22 protein-coding genes and 1 pseudogene are annotated in these 22,345 nt (G+C 53.4%); 9 read left to right on the top strand and 14 right to left on the bottom strand.

The features are described 5' to 3' along the window. Positions 1-453 precede the first annotated feature (453 nt). Together AC2FIZ_RS18550 and AC2FIZ_RS18545 are read right to left on the bottom strand one after the other, a co-directional pair. Positions 454-1,560 (bottom strand): alkene reductase, encoded by a 1,107-nt coding sequence (locus tag AC2FIZ_RS18550; RefSeq protein ID WP_496689818.1) that lies wholly within the window; start codon positions 1,558-1,560, stop codon positions 454-456. A 122-nt stretch (positions 1,561-1,682) separates the two neighbouring features. Beyond that, positions 1,683-2,279 (bottom strand): TetR/AcrR family transcriptional regulator, encoded by a 597-nt coding sequence (locus AC2FIZ_RS18545; RefSeq protein WP_496689819.1) that lies wholly within the window; start codon positions 2,277-2,279, stop codon positions 1,683-1,685. Between the two features lie 621 nt (positions 2,280-2,900). On the opposite strand from AC2FIZ_RS18545, the gene AC2FIZ_RS18540 reads away from it, so the two are divergent. Together AC2FIZ_RS18540 and AC2FIZ_RS18535 are read left to right on the top strand one after the other, a co-directional pair. Further along, positions 2,901-3,269, top strand: coding sequence for a hypothetical protein (locus AC2FIZ_RS18540; protein WP_496791449.1), 369 nt, complete (start codon positions 2,901-2,903; stop codon positions 3,267-3,269). 215 nt (positions 3,270-3,484) lie between these two features. Next, positions 3,485-4,143: pseudogene (locus AC2FIZ_RS18535) on the top strand (transposase); the annotation flags it as partial. 435 nt (positions 4,144-4,578) lie between these two features. Here the strand turns inward: AC2FIZ_RS18535 and otnC are convergent. From otnC to AC2FIZ_RS18500, 7 genes are read right to left on the bottom strand one after another with little or no spacing between them, the layout of a single operon-like run. After that, positions 4,579-5,220: a 3-oxo-tetronate 4-phosphate decarboxylase gene (gene otnC / locus AC2FIZ_RS18530; protein WP_281973685.1), complete on the bottom strand. Its 642-nt coding sequence runs from the start codon at positions 5,218-5,220 to the stop codon at positions 4,579-4,581. After that, a complete protein-coding gene (gene otnK / locus AC2FIZ_RS18525; RefSeq protein ID WP_281973684.1) occupies positions 5,217-6,494 on the bottom strand; it encodes a 3-oxo-tetronate kinase in 1,278 nt (425 codons plus the stop codon). Before otnK ends, otnC begins: the two co-directional genes overlap by 4 nt. Then, on the bottom strand, positions 6,491-7,288 hold the full coding sequence (locus AC2FIZ_RS18520; RefSeq protein ID WP_281973683.1) for an N-acyl homoserine lactonase family protein: 798 nt from the start codon (positions 7,286-7,288) through the stop codon (positions 6,491-6,493). The genes otnK and AC2FIZ_RS18520 overlap by 4 nt, the downstream gene beginning before the upstream one ends. Continuing rightward, positions 7,285-7,572 carry a putative quinol monooxygenase gene (locus AC2FIZ_RS18515; RefSeq protein ID WP_142639562.1) on the bottom strand — a complete coding sequence of 96 codons (288 nt, stop codon included), beginning with the start codon at positions 7,570-7,572 and terminating at the stop codon, positions 7,285-7,287. Before AC2FIZ_RS18515 ends, AC2FIZ_RS18520 begins: the two co-directional genes overlap by 4 nt. Beyond that, positions 7,572-9,083: a tripartite tricarboxylate transporter permease gene (locus tag AC2FIZ_RS18510; protein WP_271951903.1), complete on the bottom strand. Its 1,512-nt coding sequence runs from the start codon at positions 9,081-9,083 to the stop codon at positions 7,572-7,574. Before AC2FIZ_RS18510 ends, AC2FIZ_RS18515 begins: the two co-directional genes overlap by 1 nt. A gap of 4 nt (positions 9,084-9,087) precedes the next feature. Further along, entirely contained in the window at positions 9,088-9,837 is a 750-nt protein-coding gene (locus tag AC2FIZ_RS18505) for a hypothetical protein (RefSeq protein ID WP_281973682.1), read from the bottom strand. Positions 9,838-9,894: 57 nt separating this feature from the next. Beyond that, positions 9,895-10,902 (bottom strand): Bug family tripartite tricarboxylate transporter substrate binding protein, encoded by a 1,008-nt coding sequence (locus AC2FIZ_RS18500; protein ID WP_281973681.1) that lies wholly within the window; start codon positions 10,900-10,902, stop codon positions 9,895-9,897. 135 nt (positions 10,903-11,037) lie between these two features. On the opposite strand from AC2FIZ_RS18500, the gene AC2FIZ_RS18495 reads away from it, so the two are divergent. Genes AC2FIZ_RS18495 through AC2FIZ_RS18485 form a run of 3 tightly spaced genes read left to right on the top strand, consistent with a single transcriptional unit; the run spans position 11,038 to position 13,828 of the window. Then, a complete protein-coding gene (locus tag AC2FIZ_RS18495) occupies positions 11,038-12,126 on the top strand; it encodes an isocitrate/isopropylmalate dehydrogenase family protein (RefSeq protein WP_281973680.1) in 1,089 nt (362 codons plus the stop codon). Then, on the top strand, positions 12,123-13,154 hold the full coding sequence (locus AC2FIZ_RS18490) for a Gfo/Idh/MocA family protein (RefSeq protein WP_271951910.1): 1,032 nt from the start codon (positions 12,123-12,125) through the stop codon (positions 13,152-13,154). The genes AC2FIZ_RS18495 and AC2FIZ_RS18490 overlap by 4 nt, the downstream gene beginning before the upstream one ends. Next, the gene (locus AC2FIZ_RS18485) at positions 13,151-13,828 is read left to right on the top strand and encodes a GntR family transcriptional regulator (protein WP_142639574.1); all 678 of its coding nucleotides are present in this window, start codon (positions 13,151-13,153) and stop codon (positions 13,826-13,828) included. Before AC2FIZ_RS18490 ends, AC2FIZ_RS18485 begins: the two co-directional genes overlap by 4 nt. 241 nt (positions 13,829-14,069) lie before the next feature. On the opposite strand, the gene AC2FIZ_RS18480 is transcribed toward AC2FIZ_RS18485, so the two are convergent. Together AC2FIZ_RS18480 and AC2FIZ_RS18475 are read right to left on the bottom strand one after the other, a co-directional pair. Beyond that, positions 14,070-14,264, bottom strand: coding sequence for a DUF1059 domain-containing protein (locus tag AC2FIZ_RS18480; protein WP_496689825.1), 195 nt, complete (start codon positions 14,262-14,264; stop codon positions 14,070-14,072). Between the two features lie 31 nt (positions 14,265-14,295). Beyond that, on the bottom strand, positions 14,296-14,706 hold the full coding sequence (locus AC2FIZ_RS18475) for a GFA family protein (protein WP_496791447.1): 411 nt from the start codon (positions 14,704-14,706) through the stop codon (positions 14,296-14,298). Positions 14,707-14,865: 159 nt separating this feature from the next. Between AC2FIZ_RS18475 and AC2FIZ_RS18470 the strand changes: the two genes are divergently transcribed. Further along, positions 14,866-15,762 (top strand): LysR family transcriptional regulator, encoded by an 897-nt coding sequence (locus tag AC2FIZ_RS18470; protein ID WP_345741767.1) that lies wholly within the window; start codon positions 14,866-14,868, stop codon positions 15,760-15,762. A gap of 57 nt (positions 15,763-15,819) precedes the next feature. Here AC2FIZ_RS18470 and AC2FIZ_RS18465 read toward each other — a convergent pair whose 3' ends face one another. The 3 genes from AC2FIZ_RS18465 to AC2FIZ_RS18455 form a co-directional block, all read right to left on the bottom strand. Then, a complete protein-coding gene (locus tag AC2FIZ_RS18465; RefSeq protein WP_281973677.1) occupies positions 15,820-16,194 on the bottom strand; it encodes a rhodanese-like domain-containing protein in 375 nt (124 codons plus the stop codon). A gap of 207 nt (positions 16,195-16,401) precedes the next feature. Beyond that, positions 16,402-18,048, bottom strand: coding sequence for a tetratricopeptide repeat protein (locus tag AC2FIZ_RS18460; protein WP_281996001.1), 1,647 nt, complete (start codon positions 18,046-18,048; stop codon positions 16,402-16,404). Positions 18,049-18,432: 384 nt separating this feature from the next. After that, positions 18,433-19,713 (bottom strand): tetratricopeptide repeat protein, encoded by a 1,281-nt coding sequence (locus AC2FIZ_RS18455; protein WP_281996002.1) that lies wholly within the window; start codon positions 19,711-19,713, stop codon positions 18,433-18,435. A gap of 266 nt (positions 19,714-19,979) precedes the next feature. Here AC2FIZ_RS18455 and AC2FIZ_RS18450 point away from each other — a divergent pair, with 266 nt between their 5' ends. From AC2FIZ_RS18450 to AC2FIZ_RS18440, 3 genes are all read left to right on the top strand, one after another. Next, positions 19,980-20,900 (top strand): sulfurtransferase, encoded by a 921-nt coding sequence (locus AC2FIZ_RS18450; RefSeq protein ID WP_142639587.1) that lies wholly within the window; start codon positions 19,980-19,982, stop codon positions 20,898-20,900. A 64-nt stretch (positions 20,901-20,964) separates the two neighbouring features. Next, positions 20,965-21,756 (top strand): class I SAM-dependent methyltransferase, encoded by a 792-nt coding sequence (locus tag AC2FIZ_RS18445; protein ID WP_496689830.1) that lies wholly within the window; start codon positions 20,965-20,967, stop codon positions 21,754-21,756. 66 nt (positions 21,757-21,822) lie between these two features. Continuing rightward, positions 21,823-22,332, top strand: coding sequence for a MaoC family dehydratase (locus AC2FIZ_RS18440; protein WP_496689831.1), 510 nt, complete (start codon positions 21,823-21,825; stop codon positions 22,330-22,332). Positions 22,333-22,345 lie beyond the last annotated feature (13 nt).

Here is a 22,345-nt window from a genome sequence, read left to right as displayed (position 1 = left end):
GATCAGTCGCGGGCCAAGACCGCGCAGTTCCGTGACGTATCACGTGCAAACGCGGCGCAGGGGTTCTGACACTGCAAATTGGCGCGCACCCATAAAAACTGTAGGTGCTCTCATAACGCTGCATCGCCGCCATCGATTTTACTCACAAAAATTGAAGACTTTTGCGCATGAATTTGCACGATTTGCCCATAACATTGCGCGGTTCGAGAAACGCGCTCAATTGATGGTAGTCACCAAACATCTTCTTCAACTAAAGCCGGGCGTTTCTCAATCAAGAGTAAATTCTTATTGGAAATATTCGACCCTGATCATAGGGAAGCAGTTCTTTCGAGGGCTTGTGATAGATCCTCGCTTCGAGAATGGATATTTCCGTAATTGCCAAGTGAGCGCGCCCAAACCGACGCGCTCACTTTGCTTGGTATTGCTTGTCACTACGGAGTTAAGAGCGATGTATCACTCTGCTGCAACAGCTTCCTCTTCCAGTGCCGGGTAGTCGGTGTACCCTTTTTCATTGCCGCCGTAGAGCGTGGTTGGATCGAGCTCATTCAGAGCGGCGCCTTTCTCCAACCGGTTGACGAGATCAGGGTTGGAAATAAACGGCCGGCCAAAGGCCACCAGATCGACGGCTCCGGTTTCAACAGCTTCAACCGCCATTTCCCGGTCATAAGCGTTGTTGCCCATTTTCGCACCGTCAAACAACTCATAGAGCGCCTTCAGATCGCCACCTTCCGGAATTTCGCGGGGGCCGCCGGTCTGCCCCTCCACAAGATGGAGATAGGCCAGCCCATACCCATTCAGCAATTTGACCGCATGAGTGAATGTCGCCTGCGGGTCGCTGTCGGAGATGTTGTTGGCGTCCGAGAACGGGCTTAGGCGGACACCAACACGGTCGGCGCCCCACACGTCAACAACTGCGTCCATGACCTCTTTCAGAAACCGTGCTCTGTTCTCGACAGGACCGCCGTATTCGTCTTCACGCTTGTTGGATTCGTCCCGCAGGAACTGATCGATAAGGTATCCGTTGGCTGCATGGACCTCGACACCGTCGAAACCGGCCTCCTTGGCGTTTTCCGCGGCCCTCCGGTAGTCAGCAACAATGCCAGCAATTTCTTCGACGGCCAGAGCCCGCGGCTCGGATGTTTCGACGAACTGCTCACCATCAAAGGTCTTGGCCTTAGCGCCGATCGCAGATGGCGCAACAGGGGCACCGCCATCCGGCTGTAAGCTTGTATGCGAAATCCGGCCCACATGCCAAAGCTGGATCACAATCTTGCCACCCTCAGCATGGACGGCCTCAGTCACTTTTCTCCAGCCGTCGATCTGCGTTTCGGAATAAATGCCAGGTGTCCAGGCATAGCCTTTGCCTTGGGGCGAGATTTGCGAAGCTTCCGTGATGATCAATCCAGCACCCGCCCGTTGCACGTAGTACTTGGTCTGCAATTCATGGACGCTGTCATCTTCGGCTCTTGCCCGGTTGCGGGTCAGTGGCGCCATGACAACGCGGTTTTTCAGCTCGATTGCACCAGCTTTGATGCCGGAGAACAGTTTTTCATCAGCCATTGCTGCTTCCTTCTTTGGTAAACTTCGTTCAGATATTATTGGACCAATTAGTCCAATATTAGGGTCACTGTCTCTTGTTTGAGTTTGTGTTACGTTTCATACCCTTATTTTTAGGGGAGGCCTTATGGCGAAATCACCAACCGGGCTTGTTTCAGGGTTTGTGATATCTGATCCGCGGGAACACCCGCTTTGCGCAAGGCTAGTGTGCCGATTGCAAGGGAGGCAAAGGCGCGTGCCTTGTTGAGTACCTGTCCCGGATCCGAAGGCTCAAGCGCTCTTGCAATAATCTCGTCAATACTCTCCAAATGCTGTCGCCCGAGAGCCGCCACTTCATTGTCATGCGGGGCAAGTTCCGTAAGGCAATTGATCAGCATGCAGCCGTCACGACCGCCTTGCGGGTTCGCCAAAGCTTCCATAATCGCACCAACGGGGTCATTTCCGCCCGCATCTGCAACGTCACGCAGATTTTTCAAACCACGCCTTGAATAGTGCCTGAGGGCTTTGTGAAACAAAGTCTGCTTGTTGACGAACGTTCCATAGAAGCTGGACCGGCTCAAACCCATGGCCTTGGTCAGATCATCCACAGATGCGGTCTCGTAGCCCTTGTGCCAAAAAACGCACAAGGCTTTTTCCAAAGCCTCAGCTTCGTCAAAGGCGCGAGGCCTACCCGGGCCTGCGGGTGATTTGATGTCGCCAACTGCGAGAGTTTCTTTGCTCATGAGCAAGATGTGGAATGGTTGGCCCAGAAATTCAAGGTGGCGGTAGGGAATTTTTGGAATGGTCAGTCCGTATTGTGACCAGAGAAAGCAATTTAGGTCCGTGGAAATGCAAAACCTCCCCGGCGCGCTTTGTGTCACGCTAATCTTAGGATCAGGACTGTTAGTCTTCTTGCGGGAGTGTCAGATGAAGAGGATCGTGTTCGTAGAAAAGAGAGGCCACGCTCGGTACTCGTTTCCAACACTTGACAGAGTGACTGGCGGCTTTGTCCAATACGTAGATGTTGATCACTCACAAACCAGAGATTGGTTCGGTAGATCCATGGCCAATGCCCTCAAATTGTGAGGATTACTACCCCAATGAGTAACAAAGCCACGAATTCAGAACTGGTTTTATGAGCATCAGTACGGCGGGCCGTTGTAAGCAAACCAACAATAATTTCAGCGCGCTAGGTTAAAATAGCGAGGTTAGCTGAAGTTTAATTCGCCCAATGTGAACTTCTTAACTTTGGCTAGAACGATTTCTTGTCAGTATCGTTTAATGAGTTGTTAGTGAGTTCGGTGAGTAAGTAGATGTATTTGCATAGTTTCGAGGGACATTGTAGCGCAGTCAATGACATCCGGATGGATGATTTTGCGCTTGAGTATCCGTTGTTGGACGATGCCGGAGTGCACGCACAATGGCAAAATGGCTCCTGGCAAATCACGCGGATAGCCGATATCTGGACAAGAACCGGGAAGGTACTTTCTTTGCCTTACAAAGGGGCCAACGCCTATCCATCTTTCCAGTTTGCTGAGGATGGAACCCCGCTTCCTTTGATGGAAAAAGTGTTGAAAGCCCTGCCACGTGAAATGACGCCGTGGCAATGCGCGTTATGGTTAACCTTACCCAAATTGGAACTCGGAGGGGAAAGCCCGGCAATTCGCATTCAGACCGGCGATGACTGCATAGTCGATATCGCAGGCGAAGCTGGTTGTCTGATGGCAGCTTAGTTTTAGCTTTTGGTCACTCATACGTCGTACAACATCTGGCAAATTCGTGACTCCCCTGCTTTTTCTGCCACCGGCAAGAAAAGCAAGATCAGGGCACTCAACGCAGCACTCTTTAGCGTACTTAACTGAGTGTCTGACGTCAGCGCCAATGGGACAGTTTAGGTTGATTTGATAAGAGAGGGTTTCTGGCTCATCGTAACCGCCAAGGAGTGGAGATGGGAAAGAAACCCGGAACCAAGCAGAGCCACGGCGAGAAGATTGTTAAAGACATCCGCCGCGCGACGCACAAACAGTATTCTGCCGAAGAGAAGAACAGGTTCGTTCTGGATGGCCTGAAGGGCGAGGACAGCATTGCAGAACTATGTCGTCGCGAAGGCATTGCTCAGAGCCTGTATTTCAGCTGGTCCAAGGAGTTCCCGGAAGCCGGAAAGAAACGTTTGGCTGGCGACACGGCACGTGCTGCGACATCAACCGAGGTCAAGGATCTGCGCCGTGAGGCGCGCGATCTGAAGGGGGTTTTTGTTGAACAGGCCCTTGAGCTGCGGCTTCTCAAAAAAAGCATGATCGCGGATGGGGACGACGACGAATGAGATACCCCGCATCTGAGAAGCTGGAGATCATCCAGCTGGTCGAACAATCCCATCTGCCGACCAAACGCACTTTGGAAAAGCTGGGTATCCCGAAGACTACATTCTAACGCTGGTACGACCAATATCTTTCCGGTGGTCCTGAGGCGCTTGAAGACCGCTGCCCCCGGCCGTCACGGGTCTGGAACCGCATTCCCACGCCAGTGCGCGAGAAGATCAGGGATCTGGCCCTGAAGGAAAGTGAGCTTTCCCCGCGTGAGTTGGCTGTTCGCTTCGACGGGCCGCGCTGCACCATTCCGATAGAAGGGTGAATGTCCGGTAAGGGCCGAAACACCAGTTCGGCAGATTGCCACGAACCGCAGAAAAGTCCGCATCTCGGAAACTGCAAAGACTAGTTTTGGATGTCCGCTTCGGGCTAGTAGCGGCTATCCGAAAATCTTCCCCGGTACTACGATTATGCTGCGAAACCAGCCAAGAATGAGACCCGAAGATATCGAACCTCAAACCAAAAAAGTTGTAGGTTAATGCGCCCAATGTTTTGGGCGAGTTGCAAAGCTATGGGCGCACCAACAAAAATTGTAGGGACGCGCATAACGCTGCGCTTCTGCTATTGATTTCAATCATTAAATTCAGATGTTCTTGCCCATAACTTTGCGTGGTATTTGCGCATAATTTTGCACGATTTACCCAAAAGTTTGCACACTCTCCCTATCTGTGTCCAACTACATCCTTCCGAAAGCCTCTTTGAGTTCTGCGACTTGTTCTACATCCAACATCCGGGTTGACATACCCTGCAGTGCCACGAGCAGCTTGGCTGTTTCTTCCAACTCTTCCGCTGCACAGACTGCTGAAAAGAGATCCTTTCCTGATACGACGGGACCGTGGTTGGCCAGCAGAACAGCACTATACTTGCCGCCCAGTTCGCGGATCAAATCACCGGATTTTGGGTCACCCGGCTTAATGTATGGAACCAGTTTAACCGTGCCTACGCGCATGACCACGTATGGTGTAAGCGGCGGAATACATTCATTGGGATCGGTGTCTTCCAGACACGACAGCGCGGTCGCCCAGGTCGAGTGCAGATGAACCACGGCGCCCACTTCAGGTCGCGTCTCATAGAAGGCTTGGTGCAGAAAGATCTCCTTGGTCGGCTTGTCACCGGACAGGTGGTTGCCATCCAAATCAATCTTGGCAATTCGCTCGGGGTCAACATTGCCCAAAGTCGAATTCGTTGGCGTCATGAGAATCCCGTCCGGTAAACGCGCAGAGACATTGCCCGCAGTGCCAACGGAAAAGCCACGCACAAACAGCGAGGCGCACAGCTCGGACATCTGCCGTCGCAGTGCCTGTTCTTCAGAACTCATTTGCCTGCCTCCATCATTCTCAGTGCCTTCGAGAAGAAATCTGGAGCGCCAAAGTTGCCGGATTTCAAAGCCATTGCAATGGGTTCAGTTTTTCCAACGCTCAGGACAGGTACGCCCGGGTCAATCTCTGGCCCGATTGACATAGCCGGTGACCCCAGTGCCTCAGAGACAGCCTGGGCGACAGCTCCCGACGTCTCACCTCCAGCTACAACCAACCGCTTGTAGCCCTTTTGGACAAGTTCTCGCGCGGTATCTTCAAAGAGATTGTCCAGCTTTTCCGCTACGGCTTCCTGACCAAACTGACCTTGGATCGCACGCACATCAGCCGGGCTCCCCGATGAATACGCGAGCGGCGCCTGACCCGAATGCTCTTCAAAGAAATCCAGAAGCGTTTGCGTGGTCACATCCCCGAACATAACACCCGAAACATCAATTGCGAAAGTCGGATGGGACTTCGCGTGAATTTCAATCTGCCTGCGGGTCGCACCTGAACAAGAACCCGCAAGGATCGCGGCAGGCCCTGCGATACCAGTGAACACAGTGCCAGCACTTTTGGATGAAGTCTCTCTCAGGAAGTTTCTTGGTAGTCCCAGTGCTATACCCGATCCCCCAGTAATGAGCTTGGCATCCTTTAGAGCTTCTCCCCAGGCCAACAAATCTTCATCCGAAATCGCATCGCCAATTACAAATCGTTCGCCGGCCTTCTGCAAAGCATCAGCAATCGCCTCTGATCCTTGCTCCACGGCGTCAATTGACACCAACCCGACCGCTTCTTGGGTCTGATACTGCAACCATCGCCTGATGTTAGCATCCGTCATCGGAGTAAGAGGGTGATTTTCCATCCCAGACTCGTGCAACAGCTTACCGAGCACAAATAGGTGACCGTGATAGACGGTGCGCCCGGTTGTCGGAAAGGCCGGGCAGAAAACCACCTTTTGCGCGTCCAGCTCGTCGGCAAGCGCTTTCGCAACTGGGCCGATATTTCCTTCCGTCGTGGAATCGAAGGTCGAACAATACTTGAAGATGAACTGCTGGCATCCTTGATCCGCGAGCCACCGCAAAGCACTCAGACTGTCTGCAATGGCTTCTTCAACCGGTGCAGTGCGGCTTTTGAGTGAGATCACACCCGCTTCGATCTCTTCGTCGACCGGGATATTAGGAACACCCGGAAACTGCGCGGTTCGTATCCCACCTTCTGGATCCATGCCCTTCGCCAAGGTGTTCGCAATATCACTCGCACCAGTAAAATCATCCGCTATGACACCAATTTTCATAGTTCGATGTCCCTCGTCGGCCCTGGGTCTAGCCTATAGATATGCGGCGCTGCACCGACTGGAAAAACCTCACGCACAAGTGGATCATGGCCGGGCACGATAAGTCGAGGATGCGAGGCCAACCTCTCGAGCGTCTCGAAACCATCCATCATGTCCTGTAGGTCGACGACAATGGGAAAGGCTTTGCGCGCCATGAAATTCTCATAGTAATGCGAAGCATCAGAGGCGAGCACCATCCACCCGGCTTCCGTCCTTACGCGAACGCATTGCAACCCTCGCGAATGCCCACCAATGCAGTGCACCGTGACCCCATCTATAATCTCGGCTTCTCCATCGTAGAACACGACGTTCCCTGAATAGAGACGCTTTACGACCTCGCAAATATGGCTAGCCGTGAAAGGTGCGCGCAGATGGTCGTGGCACATGCAGGGGCCTGTGGCGAAGGCCATCTCCGCCGATTGCATATGCAACTTCGCGTTCGGGAACATATGCAGCCCCCCCGCGTGATCATAATGAAGATGGGTCACGATAACCTCGGTTACCGCTTCCGGCGCAATGCCTATGGGCTGCAAAGCCTCGCGCGGGTCCATCGCAATGGGACGACCACGGGCGACTGCCTCATCGGAATCGTAGCCGGTATCGACCAGAATGACTTCGTTCCCGCGCTTCAATACCCAGATGAAATAGTCCATCGCATGAGGTGCGTCATGATTGTCATCCAAGATGAAACTGTCCCGTCGGGTGCGGGCATTTCGATCCGCGTATTTCACGGCGTGGATTTCCCAATCGTTCATCGGATGACCTCGGAGTACTGGTGAACTACCTTGGTAGCGATCATATCAGCCACTGCCGTATCGAAGGCCTGAAAATGCGCGCTTTCCAGGTGGGCGGAGAACGCAGCGCTGTCATCATAAACCTCATAGAGAAAAACTGTATCGGGATTGCCGCCGAGGCAAACGTCAAACTGCTGGCATCCGGCTTCTTCACACAAAGAGGTCGAAGCGTTTTCGACCATCAGCGGCAAAAAGGTGTCTCTCGTACCGGGCTTGAGAGTGAAGGTGACAGTAACCACAAACATCAGACGGAAAGTCCTTTCAGACGTGAGAAAGCGCGCTTCGCAACGGGCAGTTGGCTGAGGATCAGGCCAATGTTGAGCACCAGCAGAATGGCCGCACCCGGGCGTGAAAAGAAGACCGAAAGATCCCCGTCCGACAAGAACAGCGACCGGCGGAAGGTTTCGTCAAACAGGCTGCCCAGAATAACCCCGATAACCAATGGCGCGATTGGGTATTTCATCAGGTTCATGAAATAGGCAACGGCTCCGACGCCAAGCATCAGGTAAAGATCATTGATGCCACCACCGACGCTGAAAGACCCAATTGTTGTTAGAACCATCACAACCGGCAAGAAGATAGTCTGCGGGATGGCGAGTATTCTGATGAAAACCCGAGCAGTGAACAGGCCCATCAGGAACATTGTCAGGGAGGCCAACACAAGTATTGCAACCACGCGCAGAATGATCTCGGGGTCTATCGTCGGACCTGGGATCACGTTGTTGATCTTGAAAGCCCCCATCAAAGCCGCGGCGGGTGGTGAACCGGGAATGCCCAACACCAAAAGCGGGATTAGTGCGCCCCCAATGCAGGCGTTGTTTGCCGTTTCAGAGCACAGCAGACCTTCCAATGACCCTTTTCCAAACTTATCGCCCTCAGCAGATACGGTCTTACCGACACCGTAGCTGACCCAACCGGCGACATCTTCGCCGACGCCGGGAAGTGCTCCTACCCCTGTCCCGATCACCCCTGACCGGCCAATGGTGGGCAGGTAGCGTCGGATGGAGCGTAGATTCGGAAGGATGCGACCTTTCAGGGCCAGAGCTTTCCCGGCCTCAACGTGCCTTAAACCGTCGATGATTTGGGGAATGGCAAATGCCCCCATCAAAACCGGCACGACCTGAAACCCGCTCATCAAGTAAGACCAGCCGAAGGTATAGCGCGGTTCAGACAACAGAGGGTCAAGCCCCACCATGGACATCGCAAGGCCGATCAGACCGGCGATCCATCCCTTGATCACCAGGTCTTCGCTCATCAAAGTGCCAGAAAGCAGAATGCCGAACAGGGCCAGCAGTGCTTTCTCCGGGCTTGCGATGTTTTTTGAAACCAAAAGCAACGCCCAGACAAAGATCAAAAGCGTGATGGTCCCGATAACTGTACCAATGAAACTGGCCGTTGTGGTCAGCCCTAGTGCTTCGCCCCCTCGACCCGCTTTAGCCAGAGGGTATCCATCCATGGCCGTCGCCGCACTGGCCGCCGTGCCCGGAATGTTCAGCAGGATTGACGGATAAGAGCCACCGTAAATCGCGCCGACATAAGCCCCGAGCAAAGCGATCAGCGAATAGTCCAATGGGATCTTGTTGCCGAAGAAACCCGTCAGGATCGTCACTGCCAGCGTTGCGGTCAGGCCGGGCAATGCGCCAAACGTTATACCCAGGAACACGGATGCAATCAAATACAGATAGGTCAGCGGGTCTACTGCCAGGCCCACGAATGTGGTCCCAAATCCAGCCAGTTGCGAAAGGATAAAGTCCATCCGGTCAATCTTTCCATAGCGGACGAAGCGTCACGTAGTAGTGGTACTCGATTTGCTTGAAGATCAGCCCGCCGCGCGCGGGCACGTTCTGTCGGAAAACAAAGGCCATCGCACAAACGAGGATGAGCGGGGCAAGTATTGCCACCAAAGGAACGAACCGCAAAACGTGTTCGGAAGCCGCCTTGCTCAACACCAAAAGTGTAAGCGAGACCCATAGAGCCAGTGTAAACCAATCATCACTGAGTGCGTTCCAGTCCGCCTGCGCGGGGAAAACAGCAAACGCAAATAGCCCGGCAGAGACAACCGCGCTACAGGCCACCAAAGCACGCCGCGCATGACCCCCGTAGTAGCCGTAAGTCAAAGCTGTAATCAGCAACCCAGAACACAGAATGAAGTCCACTCTGGGAACCAGTCCGACGACATATGCAAGAAGGATCAGGCCTATTGTAGAAGCTCGATAGGCTTCCGACTTATCCCATCCGATGCCCAAAGCACTAAGCGCGTTTTGGGCACCACCTGAGCGGATTGAAATAGCAAGCAAAACGAAGGACAAGCCAAGCAATCCACCGAAGATGAACAGCGGTACAATTGCGGCCGAGTTGTACCAATCCGATCCACTTACACCTGCGCGGTTTTCGCCCCAAAGTGGAATGTCCGATGTCTTCCAAAGAAAAAAGACGGACACTGTTATAAGAACAATTGCTGCCCAAAAGTCGCGCGACCGCATGACCAGTGTTTCGTCAGGTTTGTCCATTGCCTGCCTCCTGAGGGAAAGGGCGCGATCAAGCGCGCCCCTTCAAAATTGATCGGATTAGGGCTGCTCGATACCCAGCGAGGCCGGATCCACTGTGGCAGCGCCAAGGTCTTGCAAGGTATAGGCAAAAGTAGCCTCGAGGTTCGCAAACAGTTCTTGAGCTTCTTCACCGTGTTGACCACCGACATCATAATTGTTTGCAGAGGCCCATTCGGCGACGGTGTCGGAGGCAATAGCTTGCTCGAAGGCATCACCAAGCGCGGCCTTTACATCGTCCCCGGCTGAGCTGTGAACTGCAAACCCGATGGCCTGTTTGAGCGGCAAATACTGATCGAGACCGTCATAGATGCCGAAGGCAGAAGGCACTGTTGCCCCTGCAATCTGCGCATCTTCGGGCGTCAACATCGCGAGCGGTTTAAGTTGACCGCCTTCAATCAACGGAGCCTGTTCAGCTAGTGACGTCACAACCAACGCGACTTCGCCCGCTATCGCAGCTTCCTGACCGGGCGCTGAGCCTTTGTATGGAACAAACTTGAATTCTGCACCGGCCCCTTTTTCGATTGCCAGAAGATTCAAGTGGTGGATCGAACCTGCGCCGGAAGCCGCCGCAGGAATAGTGCCAGGAGCTGCTTTCGCAGCGTCGACTAGTTCTTCCAGAGTATTGTAAGGGCTGTCCGCCGGGACCGAGATCAGATCAGGTGATCCACCAACAATGAACGGATACCAAAAATCAAATTTCTTATCCCAACCACCCTGCACAGCAGCGGTGACGTTCGACTCTGACAAACCGACCAATGTATAGCCATCGTCTGGTTGGTTCATCACGTAAACCATACCGTTGGAGCCTGCGACACCACCTGTTTGATTGATCACATTGATCGAGACCGGAAGATGTTTTTCCATCTCGGCCATGATCATTCGGTTGATCGTGTCCGTGCCACCACCGGCCCCCCAGACCACAGCTGTGGTGATATCACGATAGGGATAATCCTGCGCAGCAGCTGCCCCTGTAATCCCGGTCGCCATCACGGCTGCGGCCGCCAACCGCCCTAGCTTTAGTTTCATTTCCAAGTCCTCCCAAACAACTTTGCGTTTATTATTGCATTTATTTGCGTATACATTAAAGAATGCGTTGTCAACGGACTGTAGTGAGAGCTGCAATCGCGCTATGAATGCGAAACGGGAAGGAAGCGGGCTAAGATGAAGAAAAGTTATGATGTGGCAGTGTTCCACGGGGACGGAATCGGCCCTGAAATTATGGCCCCTACGCTTGAAATCCTGCGCCAGCTTTCGGGCAACAATCCCAGCTACGAGCTGGCGTTTACATACGCACCAGCAGGCGCAGGCCACTACGCCAAAACTGGAGATTCGTTTCCGGCTGGATCACTCGAAACTGCACGCAATGCTGACGCAATTCTGCTGTCTGCAATGGGCTTGCCGGATGTTCGATATCCTGACGGAACCGAGATTTCACCTCAGATTGATCTGCGAAAGCAACTGGGACTTTTCGCTGGTGTACGACCAGTAAAGGTAAGCAGCGGACAAATGACCCCCTTGACGCTGCCCCCCGGAAAAGAGATCGACTTTGTCTTGATACGCGAAAGCACAGAAGGACTGTTCTTCACCCAAGGCGCTGGCGAAGTTACTGAACACGAAGCACGTGAAACTCTGCTGATCACTCGTGAGGTGTCCGAAAAACTGTTCCGTTTCGCGTTTGAACTCGCCAAGAACCGCAAGGCATCCGGTCGCGGCCAAGGACGGGTTACATGTGTCGACAAAGCCAATGTTTTCAGGGCCTTTGCATTCTTCAGATCTATCTTTGACATGGAGGCCGCACGCCATCCCGATTTGAAAGCTGACCATGCCTATGTTGATGCCACCGCTCTATGGATGGTTCAAAAGCCTTGGGAATTTGACGTTTTGGTCACTGAGAACATGTTCGGAGACATCCTCTCAGACCTTGGTGCGGGTCTCATGGGTGGTCTAGGACTGGCGCCATCAGCGGATATCGGGTTGAATCACGCTGTATTCCAACCCTGCCATGGTTCCGCCCCGGACATTGCGGGACAGGGTATTGCAAACCCTTTTGCGATGATCCTGTCCGCAGCAATGATGCTCGAATGGTTGGGGTTCACCCATGATCATCCAGACCTGTCCAGCGACGGCGAACGATTGCGTGAAGCCGTGGAAAAGGTGACGGCGAACGGACAGAACCTGACCCGTGACCTAGGTGGAACGGCCGGAACGAAGGGTGCCGCCGCATCGGTATTGGAAGCAATGCGGACATGAATACTCAACAAGCCATCAGTGTCGCGTGTGTGGGTGCGGGGTATTTCAGCAGGTTCCACTACGAAAGCTGGTCCCGAATGCCCGGAGCGGTTCCGATTGCATCCTGCAACCGTGATATCAACAAGGCGAAAGAAACAGGACTGGCCGCTTACGATGATCTGTCAAGAATGTTGGAGGCGGAAAAACCAGATCTCGTGGACATCATCCTTCCGCCTGTGGCGCAGGCCGAGGCAATCCGCTCGGCATTGCGGTTTGGTATCAAGTGGCTGATCTGCCAAAAGCCATTTTGCTTATCTCTGGATGAAGCTGAGAAGATTGTTTCAGAGGCTGAGGCGGTAGGTGCAACTATTGTCGTGCATGAGAATTTTCGCTTTCAGCCCTGGTATCGTGCGATCAAGGTGGCGATGACCGAGGGTCGAATTGGTACACCTCTCCAAGCTACTTTCCGGCTTCGGCCCGGCGACGGACAGGGACCACGAGCCTACCTTGACCGGCAGCCGTACTTTCAGGAAATGCCGCGTTTCCTGGTTCATGAAACAGCGGTTCACTGGGTAGACACGTTCCGGTTTCTATTCGATGCGCCAAGCGCCGTTTATGCGGACTTGCGCCAAATTAACCCCGTTATCACGGGCGAGGATGCAGGTTTCATCCTGTTTGACCACCCAAACGGTTTGAATGCTCTGTTCGATGGCAACAGATGCCTTGACCACAGCGCCAAAAACCTGCGTCAGACCATGGGCGAAGCGCTCATCGAAGGAACGGAAGGATCACTGGTTCTTAATGGCGATGGTTCAGTAGAACTCCGCGGTTTTGGAAAACAGGAGCGACAGCAGATTCTACCTCCAAGCGATCATGATGGATTTGGAGGAGACTGCGTCCACGCCTTGCAAAGTCACGTCATTTCGGGCCTTCTACGGGGCACGCCGCTGGAAAACACGGCCCGAGAATATTTGGATGTGATCCGCATTGAAGAGAATATCTATCTCTCAGCTGCGGAAGGACGAAAAATCAACCTGGAGACCCCGTGAAGGATCAGGACGCAAAAACTCTTTCTAATACACAACGCGCTGTCAGGGATTTGCGACAGATGATCCTGTCCGGCGAACTTGCGGCCGGAACTGATCATCTGGAATCGGAACTCGCCGAAACCCTTGGCATGTCCCGCACCCCGATACGGGAAGCTGCGCTGATGTTGGAAAGTAAAGGGTTGCTTGAAATGCGGCCCCGAAAGGGCGTTCGGATACTGCCTGTTTCATCAGATGATATGCGCGAAATCTACGACATCCTAACGGAACTCGAGAGTCTCGCAGCACAGCGCGCTGCCGAAGCGGGCTACTGCGAAGATGAACTGGCGGTACTTGCCGGATCAATTGCAAAGATGGACCAAGCCATCGAAGCCGAAGACCTTGAAGCCTGGGCCGAGGCCGACGAGTTGTTTCACCAGGAGCTCGTTCGGTTAGGCGGCAACAAACGAGTCGAAGCGATTGTCGCCATGATGAGCGACCAGGTACGTCGCGCGCGCGCAACGACGTTGTTCATCAGGCCCCTGCCCGTTAAATCTAATGAAGATCACCGGGTTGTTTTTCAAGCGATCAGTGAAGGTCGTCCAGATGCCGCCCGTGAACGTCATCGAGAACACAGGCTGCAAGCACAGGCTATGCTTTGCGGGATACTCGAAAAGCATCGGCTCAACAGCCTCTGATCTTCTCGTATCCGGTCGTTAATCACCTAAAATAACTGCCTATTTTCGGCATTAAAGGCGCTCCGAATACTTGTCTTCAACGGCAGTCCGCAGGTGCGTCCGGCTGCAGCCCTAAGGTATATGCTGATCTTGTGGCGTATTGCACGCGCGACACCTGGGCAATGGTCGCAATTCATCAGGAATTGCTGGCGATGTGAACTGTGGCGCGTATCCGCAGGAATTTGAAGCCTAATTTATTTGATCACGCGGGCTTTATCAGTGTTTCCAGATATTCTCGAGTATCGGCGTCCCACGAACTAGGATCTTCTCCATGGGCGACTACCGCGTGCAGTTCCATGAGTTTCCATACTTCGTCCTTAGTCGCTGCAACCACTTTGCCTGGGCAGGCCTCCATGCCCTCGCAATCCTTGCAGGCATATGAGTATGCAGTGATCATCGCTTTCTCCTCCGTGCGCTCGGAAAGTTGGTTAGAACTCAAGAAACGTCGGCAGACCGTCGTCGAGTTTTATCCATGGCTGCTGATGTGACACGAAGACGTGGGCCTTGGGTTTCGCAATCGATGGGTCGTCCAACGTTACAGCAGAAAACCAAGCGTCAGCGCTCCAGTCTTGGCCCTCAATTTCATTTAGGGCGGCATAGGTCAACGTCGTTCCACAGTCCCGACAAAACCCGCGGCGAATACCCGGAGTTTTCTCAATGTGTTGGATTTCGCCTTTGATAACGGCGAAGTCTTCGGCGGCTACCTTAGCCCAAGTTAAAAAGGCGCCGCCAAGGGCCATTTGGCATGAACGACAATGGCAATGTCCCGACCAGACAGGTGGTGTCGCGATCTGGTATCGAACCGCACCACAGTAGCATCCACCTTGAAGTTTTTCCATCGTATGAAGATCTCCTGGCATGCGGCTAGGCTGACATCCATGATGATGCCTATACCTATTTTTCTTGGAACTTATAAACAGATTTTGATATGAATATTGTCAAGAAAACCGATATCATGCGACTCAAATAGTTTAACCAAGCATTAGAAAATCTACAGTATGGATTGGTTGCACCTTCCCCCGATGAACGCTTTGCGCGCTTTCTCAGCAGTTGCGGAGGCAGGGAGTTACACCGTGGCAGCTGAACGCTTGAACGTGACCCAAGCGGCTGTCAGCCAGCAGGTGAAATCGTTGGAAAGACATTTGGGTGTAGCTCTCGTTGCCAGACGTGGGCGCAGCATTGAATTGACAGAGCCAGGCATCATTCTGGCACGTGAACTGGGTATCGGTTTTGAAATTATCGGAAGGGGTGTCGAACGACTGGCGGAACATGCAGGGCACCGCCCCGTTCAAGTGACCATGTCACCCGCATTCGCGGTAGAGTGGCTATTGCCGAGAATGGCAGAGTTTCAACGTCAACATCCAGAGATCACTTTGATGCTGAACCCAACCTCGGAGCTGGTTCAGATAAAGCCAGGTGGTATCGACGTCGCCATTCGGTATCACGATAGACGCATGCCAAGAAAAGAAGAGGATACCGTCCTTGTTTCCGACATGGTCGTGATCGGAGCACCTTCACTGGTGGAAGGCCAAGATCTGCGTGACCCGGCCTCTTTAACGAAGCTTCCCTGGTTGCAGGAACTGGGCACCAACGAGGCGGCCGACTGGTTCACCTATCATGGGGTCGTACCTCCCGAGCCATTGACCATAAATCACATGCCGGGGAACCTGATCATGACTGCGGTTCGCCGGGGTGACGGTATCACGTATTCTGCCAGAGCTTTTTTCGAGGACGATCTGTCATCTGGTCGAATGATTGAGTTGTTCTCTGAGCCACTCTTCGGCGTCTATTACATCCAGACTCAAGCAGAATTTCAGCGTCCCGAGGCTAAGGTGTTCGTCAATTGGCTTAAGTCTCAGTCGCAAGTCGTATCTAGACACAACTCTGGAAGCTGAGAAGTATCTATTTACTCGCCTGCTCTGTTTGCTCAAGACCGTTGGTTTCGCCGTTTTTTAAGGCTGCTTTGTGGAGGAGCCAGCTGCGATCAGAGCCGCCATCCCTCCATCGATGAACTGCACGTTTTGAAAACCCATTGCTGTTAATACATTTGCCGCTGCCGCGCCTCGGTAGCTCGGAGCTCCGCCACAAGTGGTGAAAATTCGCCTTCCACGATCCTGTAACTCTTGAGATCTGTATTCACTTTCAAGGTCTGCCATCCAAGCGACGGCGCGACCAGGAGCCGGAATTGCTCTAGGGTTGATACCTGTAGCCGCCATTTCAGCGCTATCCCTCACGTCCACTACAAGTGCGTTGGGGTCTTCGATCAGTACTGCCAGCGCGTCAGTTGCTGAAATCGGATTTGCTTTGGATATTTCCTGAGCTTCCATTTGCGCGAATGTTAAGACCATATTGCCCCCCGACTGCAAATCCTGCGCTATGCTACCATGCGGCTGATTTACCGCAAATCGGCACCGAAGCGATGCTTGGCAGTCTTGTCGTCGTCCAGACTGTTGCCATCAACGAAGTTAAATAAGTCCCGGTCAACGGCAGAAGCGGGCCTCGCAAATACCCCGGCCATTGCTGTTGATCAGTGATTACTGGGCGGCCAAAGCCTTCTGCCTGCAATAACACGATGCCTTTATCGGCACCTCGGCGCGGGCAGCGGCCTTGTCCAGTTGTAGCTTAATATGGGCGGCTTCGACCGTTTCACCGCGCCGGGTGAGACATTCGTGCAAGCCATGCAGGCTCCAGACGTTGCCCGGATGCTGACAGGCCCGGCTAAGCGTTGCATCCAGGCCAAGGTCTGCACGGTAAACAGCTTCGGCCTCCTCCATCTGGCCCTGCTCAAGAAGAAGAGCACCCAGCGCATGACGGGTGGGTTGCATCCAGCCCCAGGGCTCGTCGTATGGCAAGTTGTCGTCGATCTCGACTGACTTTCGCAGGTGGTCAAAGGCCGTTTCGTGCTCTCCTGCGTGATAGGCCAACTCACCCAGCATCATTTGCTCAGCGACCTTCAGAATGTCCCGGCATGTGTTGTTGAACAGCATTCGGGTCTCAGGAACTCTGGCCAGAGCATCATAGAACTTGGCTTTTTCACTCTCGGCTTCGGCGACCCTGTGTAGGTTGGCCAAGGCAACCGTCCTTGCATACCGCATCATGGCAATGGTCACGCTGTAAAGCTCTTCATCCTCTGGCAGATCCTGATTGAGAATATCCTGCCAGCGACCAAACCTGATCAGCACATGTTGCTTCATTGGAATGAAGCCTTCAAACCAGTCCGCCATCGGCTGAAGAGTGTCTGACGGCAAGGTGTCGATCAGCTCATCGGCAGCTTCGATTGCTGCCGATGGTTGCCCCAAGAACATCGCACCGTATATTTTAAAGTGATAGTTGTGGCACCGATAGACGGAATAGAAATTGTCAGGGCCTTCGCGCTTCAGAAACTTGCGATCTGCCAATATGGCTTTGTGATTGCGCAGTACCACGTTCATATAGTCTCCGCACAACACGTCGATATGGGTCGGCATGTGCAACAAATGCCCGGCCTCGGGCACCAGCGTGCTGAGCACATCGCCCTGACGCAGTGCCCGTTCGGGGTGGGGCGACATTTCCATAAGGTGAATGTACATGTGCAATAGTCCTGCGTGCTCCCATGCTCCGGAAAGTGTATCGAACGCATTTTCGAGCACGGATATTGCCTCGAGCGTATCGGCCCCTTCGGCGGGCTTTCCGGTCGGCAAATCCCAAAGCTGCCAGGGTGTCCGGTTCATGAGCGACTCGGCCAGAATCGCAGACACGTCCAGGTCCTGATCGAATTCGGTGTGAACCTTTCGCATCGCATCAGCGAAGGCGTCATTCCACGGGCTGAAATCCTCAATATCCGACGAGGGTGGATAACGCGCTGGAATGGCATCGATTAGCGCGCGTTCAACAGGCGTCAGCCGGTCCTTTAACGACGCAGCAGCCTCGATTGACGCTTTCGCCAAGGCGATACAGTCAGGCTTCTCGTCTTCTTCGAATGTTTCCCAAGGCTTGTTGTAGTTCGGCCCAATACCATACGCGATGCCCCAGTGCGCCATTGCGCAATTTGGATCCGCAGCCACGGCATTCTGAAAGCATACAATCGCTTCTTCGTGGTTGTACGCGTAAGTCCAAGCCAAACCACGATCAAACCAAAGCTGGGCTTCGTCCGACGAGGTTGTGATCTTTCGGCTGTAGCGACCGAGATCATAGTATTCCATCACAATAACCCCCTAATTAAAGGGAGGAGTTTACCACAATGGGCTGTTTCTCGATACTGGCGACATCAAAGCCGACCTAAGGCCTAGACCCGACTTATATGAGCCCCATTTGATCGAAGCACTCTTCTTGGCAACTGATCAACTTGTCGGCCGCGTGAGTGACGGGCGGTCCAATCCCTCCACAGTAGCCCGCCGACAAGACCACAATCACCGCTTGCACACCTAAGACGGGCATTTGAGAAAGCTGATGTCAGCAGTCAGATTGTTCTTTTCCGCCAACTAACACTTTTGGGACCTAGTAGCGTCGTGCGACAGCTTACGTTCAAAGTGGCGTTGAAAACCTGTAATTTGCGCTCATTGCGGGCGTCAAAAATACGGGGGACCCTATTCTTCTAGCGTGGCAACTGCATGGTCGTGAGAGGTATGCGGTCGATGCATGTTGAGAATGCGTTGAGCTTCATTCGATTGTCCCGAAATTGCCAGCGCATGCGCCAATGAAAACTCAATAATGTCGCGTTGCGCCCGGCTACCACCAAGGCGTTCGTGCTCAGACATGACACTTACGAATTTCTCAATCGCTTCATCCGCATTTCCATCCGCCAACGCACGGAATGCGCCTGCGACAGAAACAACGGTGGGGCCTGCGGGTCCCTTTGCGCCGTCAATGGTTGATTCCAGACGCTCTCTGTTTCCAGCCATCGCATGCGCAAGAGCAGCGTGAACATCCGCAAAAGCCAAGCCAGGTGAAGGAAAGAACTCAACAGCATAGTCGCTGAGTTGTTGCCAACGCTCCTGGGGAATTTGCTCGCCAGCCAAAAAGGCGCGGTGAACAATTGCCACACTATCAGTCAGAACGTTCAGTGGTGGCGCAGGAGGTCGGTCGGGGGAAACATAATCATCGAACAGCTTCCACATACCCGCCACATCGCCGCTCTCAAGCGCCCACAGAGCGACGTGCCAACTGAGATGGCAGTGCAGATACGCTGTGGAGGGATAGTCTTGCCAAAACTCGCGCAGATAAGCGTAGCCAGCGTCCGTCTCACCGTTCTCATAGTAGAGATGGGCCCTGACATGTGCAGTGTGTGCGCTGTCTGGCATCAACTCAAGTGCGCACTCGATGTTTTCCGCGGCCGGGCCAATCTGTCCGGCCTCCATCTGGGCAAATGCATGCTGACAGAGAAACCACCAGTCGTCGCCATAGTGTGGCTTTAACATGGTCGTGTACGCAAGCTGCTCCGCCTCGCGTCCAGCCTGACCTGAAAACCCTATTAAGCCAAATACGCTGGTACAGGTCTGAGCAAGCAAAATATCTCGTGGATGGTCAGCAACGTGATCCCGGATGCGCCTGTAAGCCTGCGGTGCACGCCCCTCAATGAGATCGCTGATAATGTCGATCTGGGCGGCTTCGCGCGAGCTGACGCCATGCGACAGTTCCTTTGCGACGGCTATTTCACGCTTTGCATCTTGTCCACGCCCGACGGTAACAAGGTATCGCGCAAGCCCAACATGGGGCATGGCAAAACTATCATCTGCCTGCATTGCAGAACGGTAAGCTTCTTCAACATCATCAAAAGCACCCAGAAAACGATCGATGCCTTCAACGTAGGCGTCTCGCGCAGCTTGTGATGTGGTCGTTAGCGGGCTTCCGTACCGATCTTCAAGCATCCAAACCTTCCACTATCTGTACCAAACCTGTCCGTCAGTGAGCTATATGAGCATGCCTAGCCATAAACGAGTCAAAGGAAATCGACGTTGCGAGGCGCCCTGATTTCAGCATCCGTTTCTTTCAGAAGTCTCATGAAATCATCGAAATGCCAATCAAACCATAGTTGCATCATCAAATCCCAATTTCCTAAAATTGGACTCCGAAAGCAATTTTGGGGATTATTCCATACGGCCCGGCCCGCGTCCGGTTAGAGGAGAACGTAGGTATGACAACCCAAACTCGCCCGCTCATTGATACGGCTTGGTTGGCAGATAACCTGACTGACCCGAAACTACGCATCATTGATGTTCGCTGGAAGTTTAGGGAGGAAAACGGCAAGGGCTTAGCCTATGACGATAGGAGCGAGTTCCAAGCCGAGCACATTCCCGGCGCCGTGTATGTAGGCATGTCGACGGAGCTTGCAGACAGCAATCAGAACGTTCCCGATATGATGCTCGGGCCAGAGGATTTTGGGAAAAAGATGCGCGAGTTGGGTGTTTCCAACGACAGTCATGTCTTGGTCTACGATGATTCCGGGCTTCCGTTGGCTTCAGCGCGTCTTTGGTGGGCACTTTCGCACTATGGCCATAAAAACGCGCAGGTCTTGGACGGCGGCTTGCAGCAATGGAAACTCGAAGGTCGACCCACTGAAACTGGCGATCCATCCGTTGAGCCTGGCGACTTCGCTCCCAAGGTGCAGAGCAATTGGATTGCCAGCAAAACTGACGTTCTGGACGCGATAGGAATGCCTGAGGTCAGAGTTGTGGACTTTCTGCCAAACGACCTCTTCCGAGGCGACGGTGTTCACACATGGGGAGGTCGCTCGGGACATATCCCCGGTGCAGTTAACATACCGGCGATATCGAACATCGATCCGGATTTGGCACACACACCCATTGCTGAGCGGGCAGCGAAACTAAAGGAACGAGGCTCATTCAGGTTGGCGGATCGCCTCCGCCTCCTTCAGCACTATCAGGACAAGGGAATTCAAACCGACGACGAGGTTATCGCGTATTGCGGTCGCGGTATTGCCGCCTCTTGCGGTCTCCTTGCGCTTCGCCACATGGGGTTCGACAAGTCGCGCCTCTATGATGGTTCCTGGGCTGAATGGAGCGCCGATGAGAGCCTTCCGGTTGAAACCTCGTGAGACTACGATTTTGGGTCACTTTGGGTGATCCAATTATTGACGCGTTGCTAGGAGGATATTTTTGATGACGGACAATTTCCGGCTGACCAAAGAAGCTGCGCAGAAGTACAACAACCATAGTGTGCCTGCGATGTTCGGCCCATTGGCTGAAGCAACAATGCAGAAGGTTCAGCTTCGAAGCGGCACTTGTGTTATCGACATTGCATGCGGCACCGGGGCTTTGACGCGAGAGATTGCAAGGAAACTGACGGGCGAAGGCCGGGTTGTTGGCGTAGATCTGAACGAAACCATGATTGAGGTCGCGCAGTCCAATCAGCTGGATTGTCGTCATGTGCTCGAGTGGTATGCAGCAGATGTAACCGAGTTACCTTTCGGAGACGCTACGTTTGACTATGCCTTCATACAACAGGGGCTTCAGTTCTTCCCCGACAAATCCGCCGCGTTGAAAGAAGTTCATAGGATCTTGCGCAATGACGGTCAGCTATTTTTGACATGTTGGCGCGCTGTGTCGCCCTTCAATGGAGCACTTGCAAAAGCTCTCGAACAGCATGTTGGAACAGATGCCGCAGTCAAGGCCAGAGCGCCTTTTTCGTTTCGAGATGGGGACCTCATTTCGAACTTGTTGGTCGATGCAGGCTTTAAGATAGCTCGTCACGAGCCATTGGTACTAGAGCGAAGATTTATTGACCTTCGTGCGCAAATCATGGCGCTGCCAATCGAAACTGATCTTAGGGATGCAGGTGATGACGTCACCAACAAGGTCGTGGAAGAGGTTGCAGACGTTTTGTCTAGATATGACAATGAAGGCGTATTGCACGTACCGCAAGAAGCGCACCTTTTTGTCGCCGCGGCATAGGTCAACGACCACTGGCTCAGTTCTCAATTACGATCTTTGCCATAGTCGAATGACAATGCGGCATTAGTGGCTGCCGAGCGTGGCTCCGCGTTGACGGTAGAGTGTGCATCAAACTATACTTTTGCCATGGCCAGCGGAAAATACATCGACGATTTGTCGGTTGGCGAAACTTTCGAAACCGGTGGCGTTACGCTGACCGAGGGAGCGATTGTTGACTTCGCACTGGTTCATGACCCGCAGCCCTTCCACGTTAACAAAGTGGCTGCTGCAAAGTCGATTTTCGGCGGTCTCATCGCCAGTGGATTTCAAACAATAGCGCTTACTTTCAGGTTGTTCCGCGACACTGGTGTACTTACCGGCACCAATCTGGGTGGACATGGTATGGACGAGGTACGGTGGCTGGCTCCGGTGTATTCCGGTGACACGATCAGCGTGCGCGTCACGGTTGAGGCAATTACACCATCACGTTCGAAGCCAGACCGGGGAACGGTCAAATTCCGATACCAGACATTTAACCAGAACGATGTTGAAGTTCTTAACCTGGTCATGCACCATGTGATGGCATGTCGGAGTTAAGGCGGTTTGCAGC

The organism is Ruegeria sp. CDSB022, assembly GCF_059611145.1.
The sequence above is the reverse complement of the archived record's forward strand: the minus strand, read 5'-3'. Positions and strand labels throughout refer to the sequence as shown.

What these genes read in the sequence shown, in the direction of transcription:
- AC2FIZ_RS18480 (WP_496689825.1), bottom strand. Translation starts at nt 14,264, where the DNA reads ATGATCACTGCATACTCATATGCCTGCAAGGATTGCGAGGGCATGGAG.
- AC2FIZ_RS18520 (WP_281973683.1), bottom strand. Translation starts at nt 7,288, where the DNA reads ATGAACGATTGGGAAATCCACGCCGTGAAATACGCGGATCGAAATGCC.
- AC2FIZ_RS18470 (WP_345741767.1), top strand. Translation starts at nt 14,866, where the DNA reads ATGGATTGGTTGCACCTTCCCCCGATGAACGCTTTGCGCGCTTTCTCA.
- AC2FIZ_RS18500 (WP_281973681.1), bottom strand. Translation starts at nt 10,902, where the DNA reads ATGAAACTAAAGCTAGGGCGGTTGGCGGCCGCAGCCGTGATGGCGACC.
- AC2FIZ_RS18465 (WP_281973677.1), bottom strand. Translation starts at nt 16,194, where the DNA reads ATGGAAGCTCAGGAAATATCCAAAGCAAATCCGATTTCAGCAACTGAC.
- AC2FIZ_RS18505 (WP_281973682.1), bottom strand. Translation starts at nt 9,837, where the DNA reads ATGGACAAACCTGACGAAACACTGGTCATGCGGTCGCGCGACTTTTGG.
- AC2FIZ_RS18515 (WP_142639562.1), bottom strand. Translation starts at nt 7,572, where the DNA reads ATGTTTGTGGTTACTGTCACCTTCACTCTCAAGCCCGGTACGAGAGAC.
- AC2FIZ_RS18540 (WP_496791449.1), top strand. Translation starts at nt 2,901, where the DNA reads ATGGATGATTTTGCGCTTGAGTATCCGTTGTTGGACGATGCCGGAGTG.
- AC2FIZ_RS18450 (WP_142639587.1), top strand. Translation starts at nt 19,980, where the DNA reads ATGACAACCCAAACTCGCCCGCTCATTGATACGGCTTGGTTGGCAGAT.
- AC2FIZ_RS18460 (WP_281996001.1), bottom strand. Translation starts at nt 18,048, where the DNA reads ATGGAATACTATGATCTCGGTCGCTACAGCCGAAAGATCACAACCTCG.
- AC2FIZ_RS18445 (WP_496689830.1), top strand. Translation starts at nt 20,965, where the DNA reads ATGACGGACAATTTCCGGCTGACCAAAGAAGCTGCGCAGAAGTACAAC.
- AC2FIZ_RS18510 (WP_271951903.1), bottom strand. Translation starts at nt 9,083, where the DNA reads ATGGACTTTATCCTTTCGCAACTGGCTGGATTTGGGACCACATTCGTG.
- otnC (WP_281973685.1), bottom strand. Translation starts at nt 5,220, where the DNA reads ATGAGTTCTGAAGAACAGGCACTGCGACGGCAGATGTCCGAGCTGTGC.
- AC2FIZ_RS18490 (WP_271951910.1), top strand. Translation starts at nt 12,123, where the DNA reads ATGAATACTCAACAAGCCATCAGTGTCGCGTGTGTGGGTGCGGGGTAT.
- otnK (WP_281973684.1), bottom strand. Translation starts at nt 6,494, where the DNA reads ATGAAAATTGGTGTCATAGCGGATGATTTTACTGGTGCGAGTGATATT.
- AC2FIZ_RS18550 (WP_496689818.1), bottom strand. Translation starts at nt 1,560, where the DNA reads ATGGCTGATGAAAAACTGTTCTCCGGCATCAAAGCTGGTGCAATCGAG.
- AC2FIZ_RS18495 (WP_281973680.1), top strand. Translation starts at nt 11,038, where the DNA reads ATGAAGAAAAGTTATGATGTGGCAGTGTTCCACGGGGACGGAATCGGC.
- AC2FIZ_RS18475 (WP_496791447.1), bottom strand. Translation starts at nt 14,706, where the DNA reads ATGGAAAAACTTCAAGGTGGATGCTACTGTGGTGCGGTTCGATACCAG.
- AC2FIZ_RS18545 (WP_496689819.1), bottom strand. Translation starts at nt 2,279, where the DNA reads ATGAGCAAAGAAACTCTCGCAGTTGGCGACATCAAATCACCCGCAGGC.
- AC2FIZ_RS18455 (WP_281996002.1), bottom strand. Translation starts at nt 19,713, where the DNA reads ATGCTTGAAGATCGGTACGGAAGCCCGCTAACGACCACATCACAAGCT.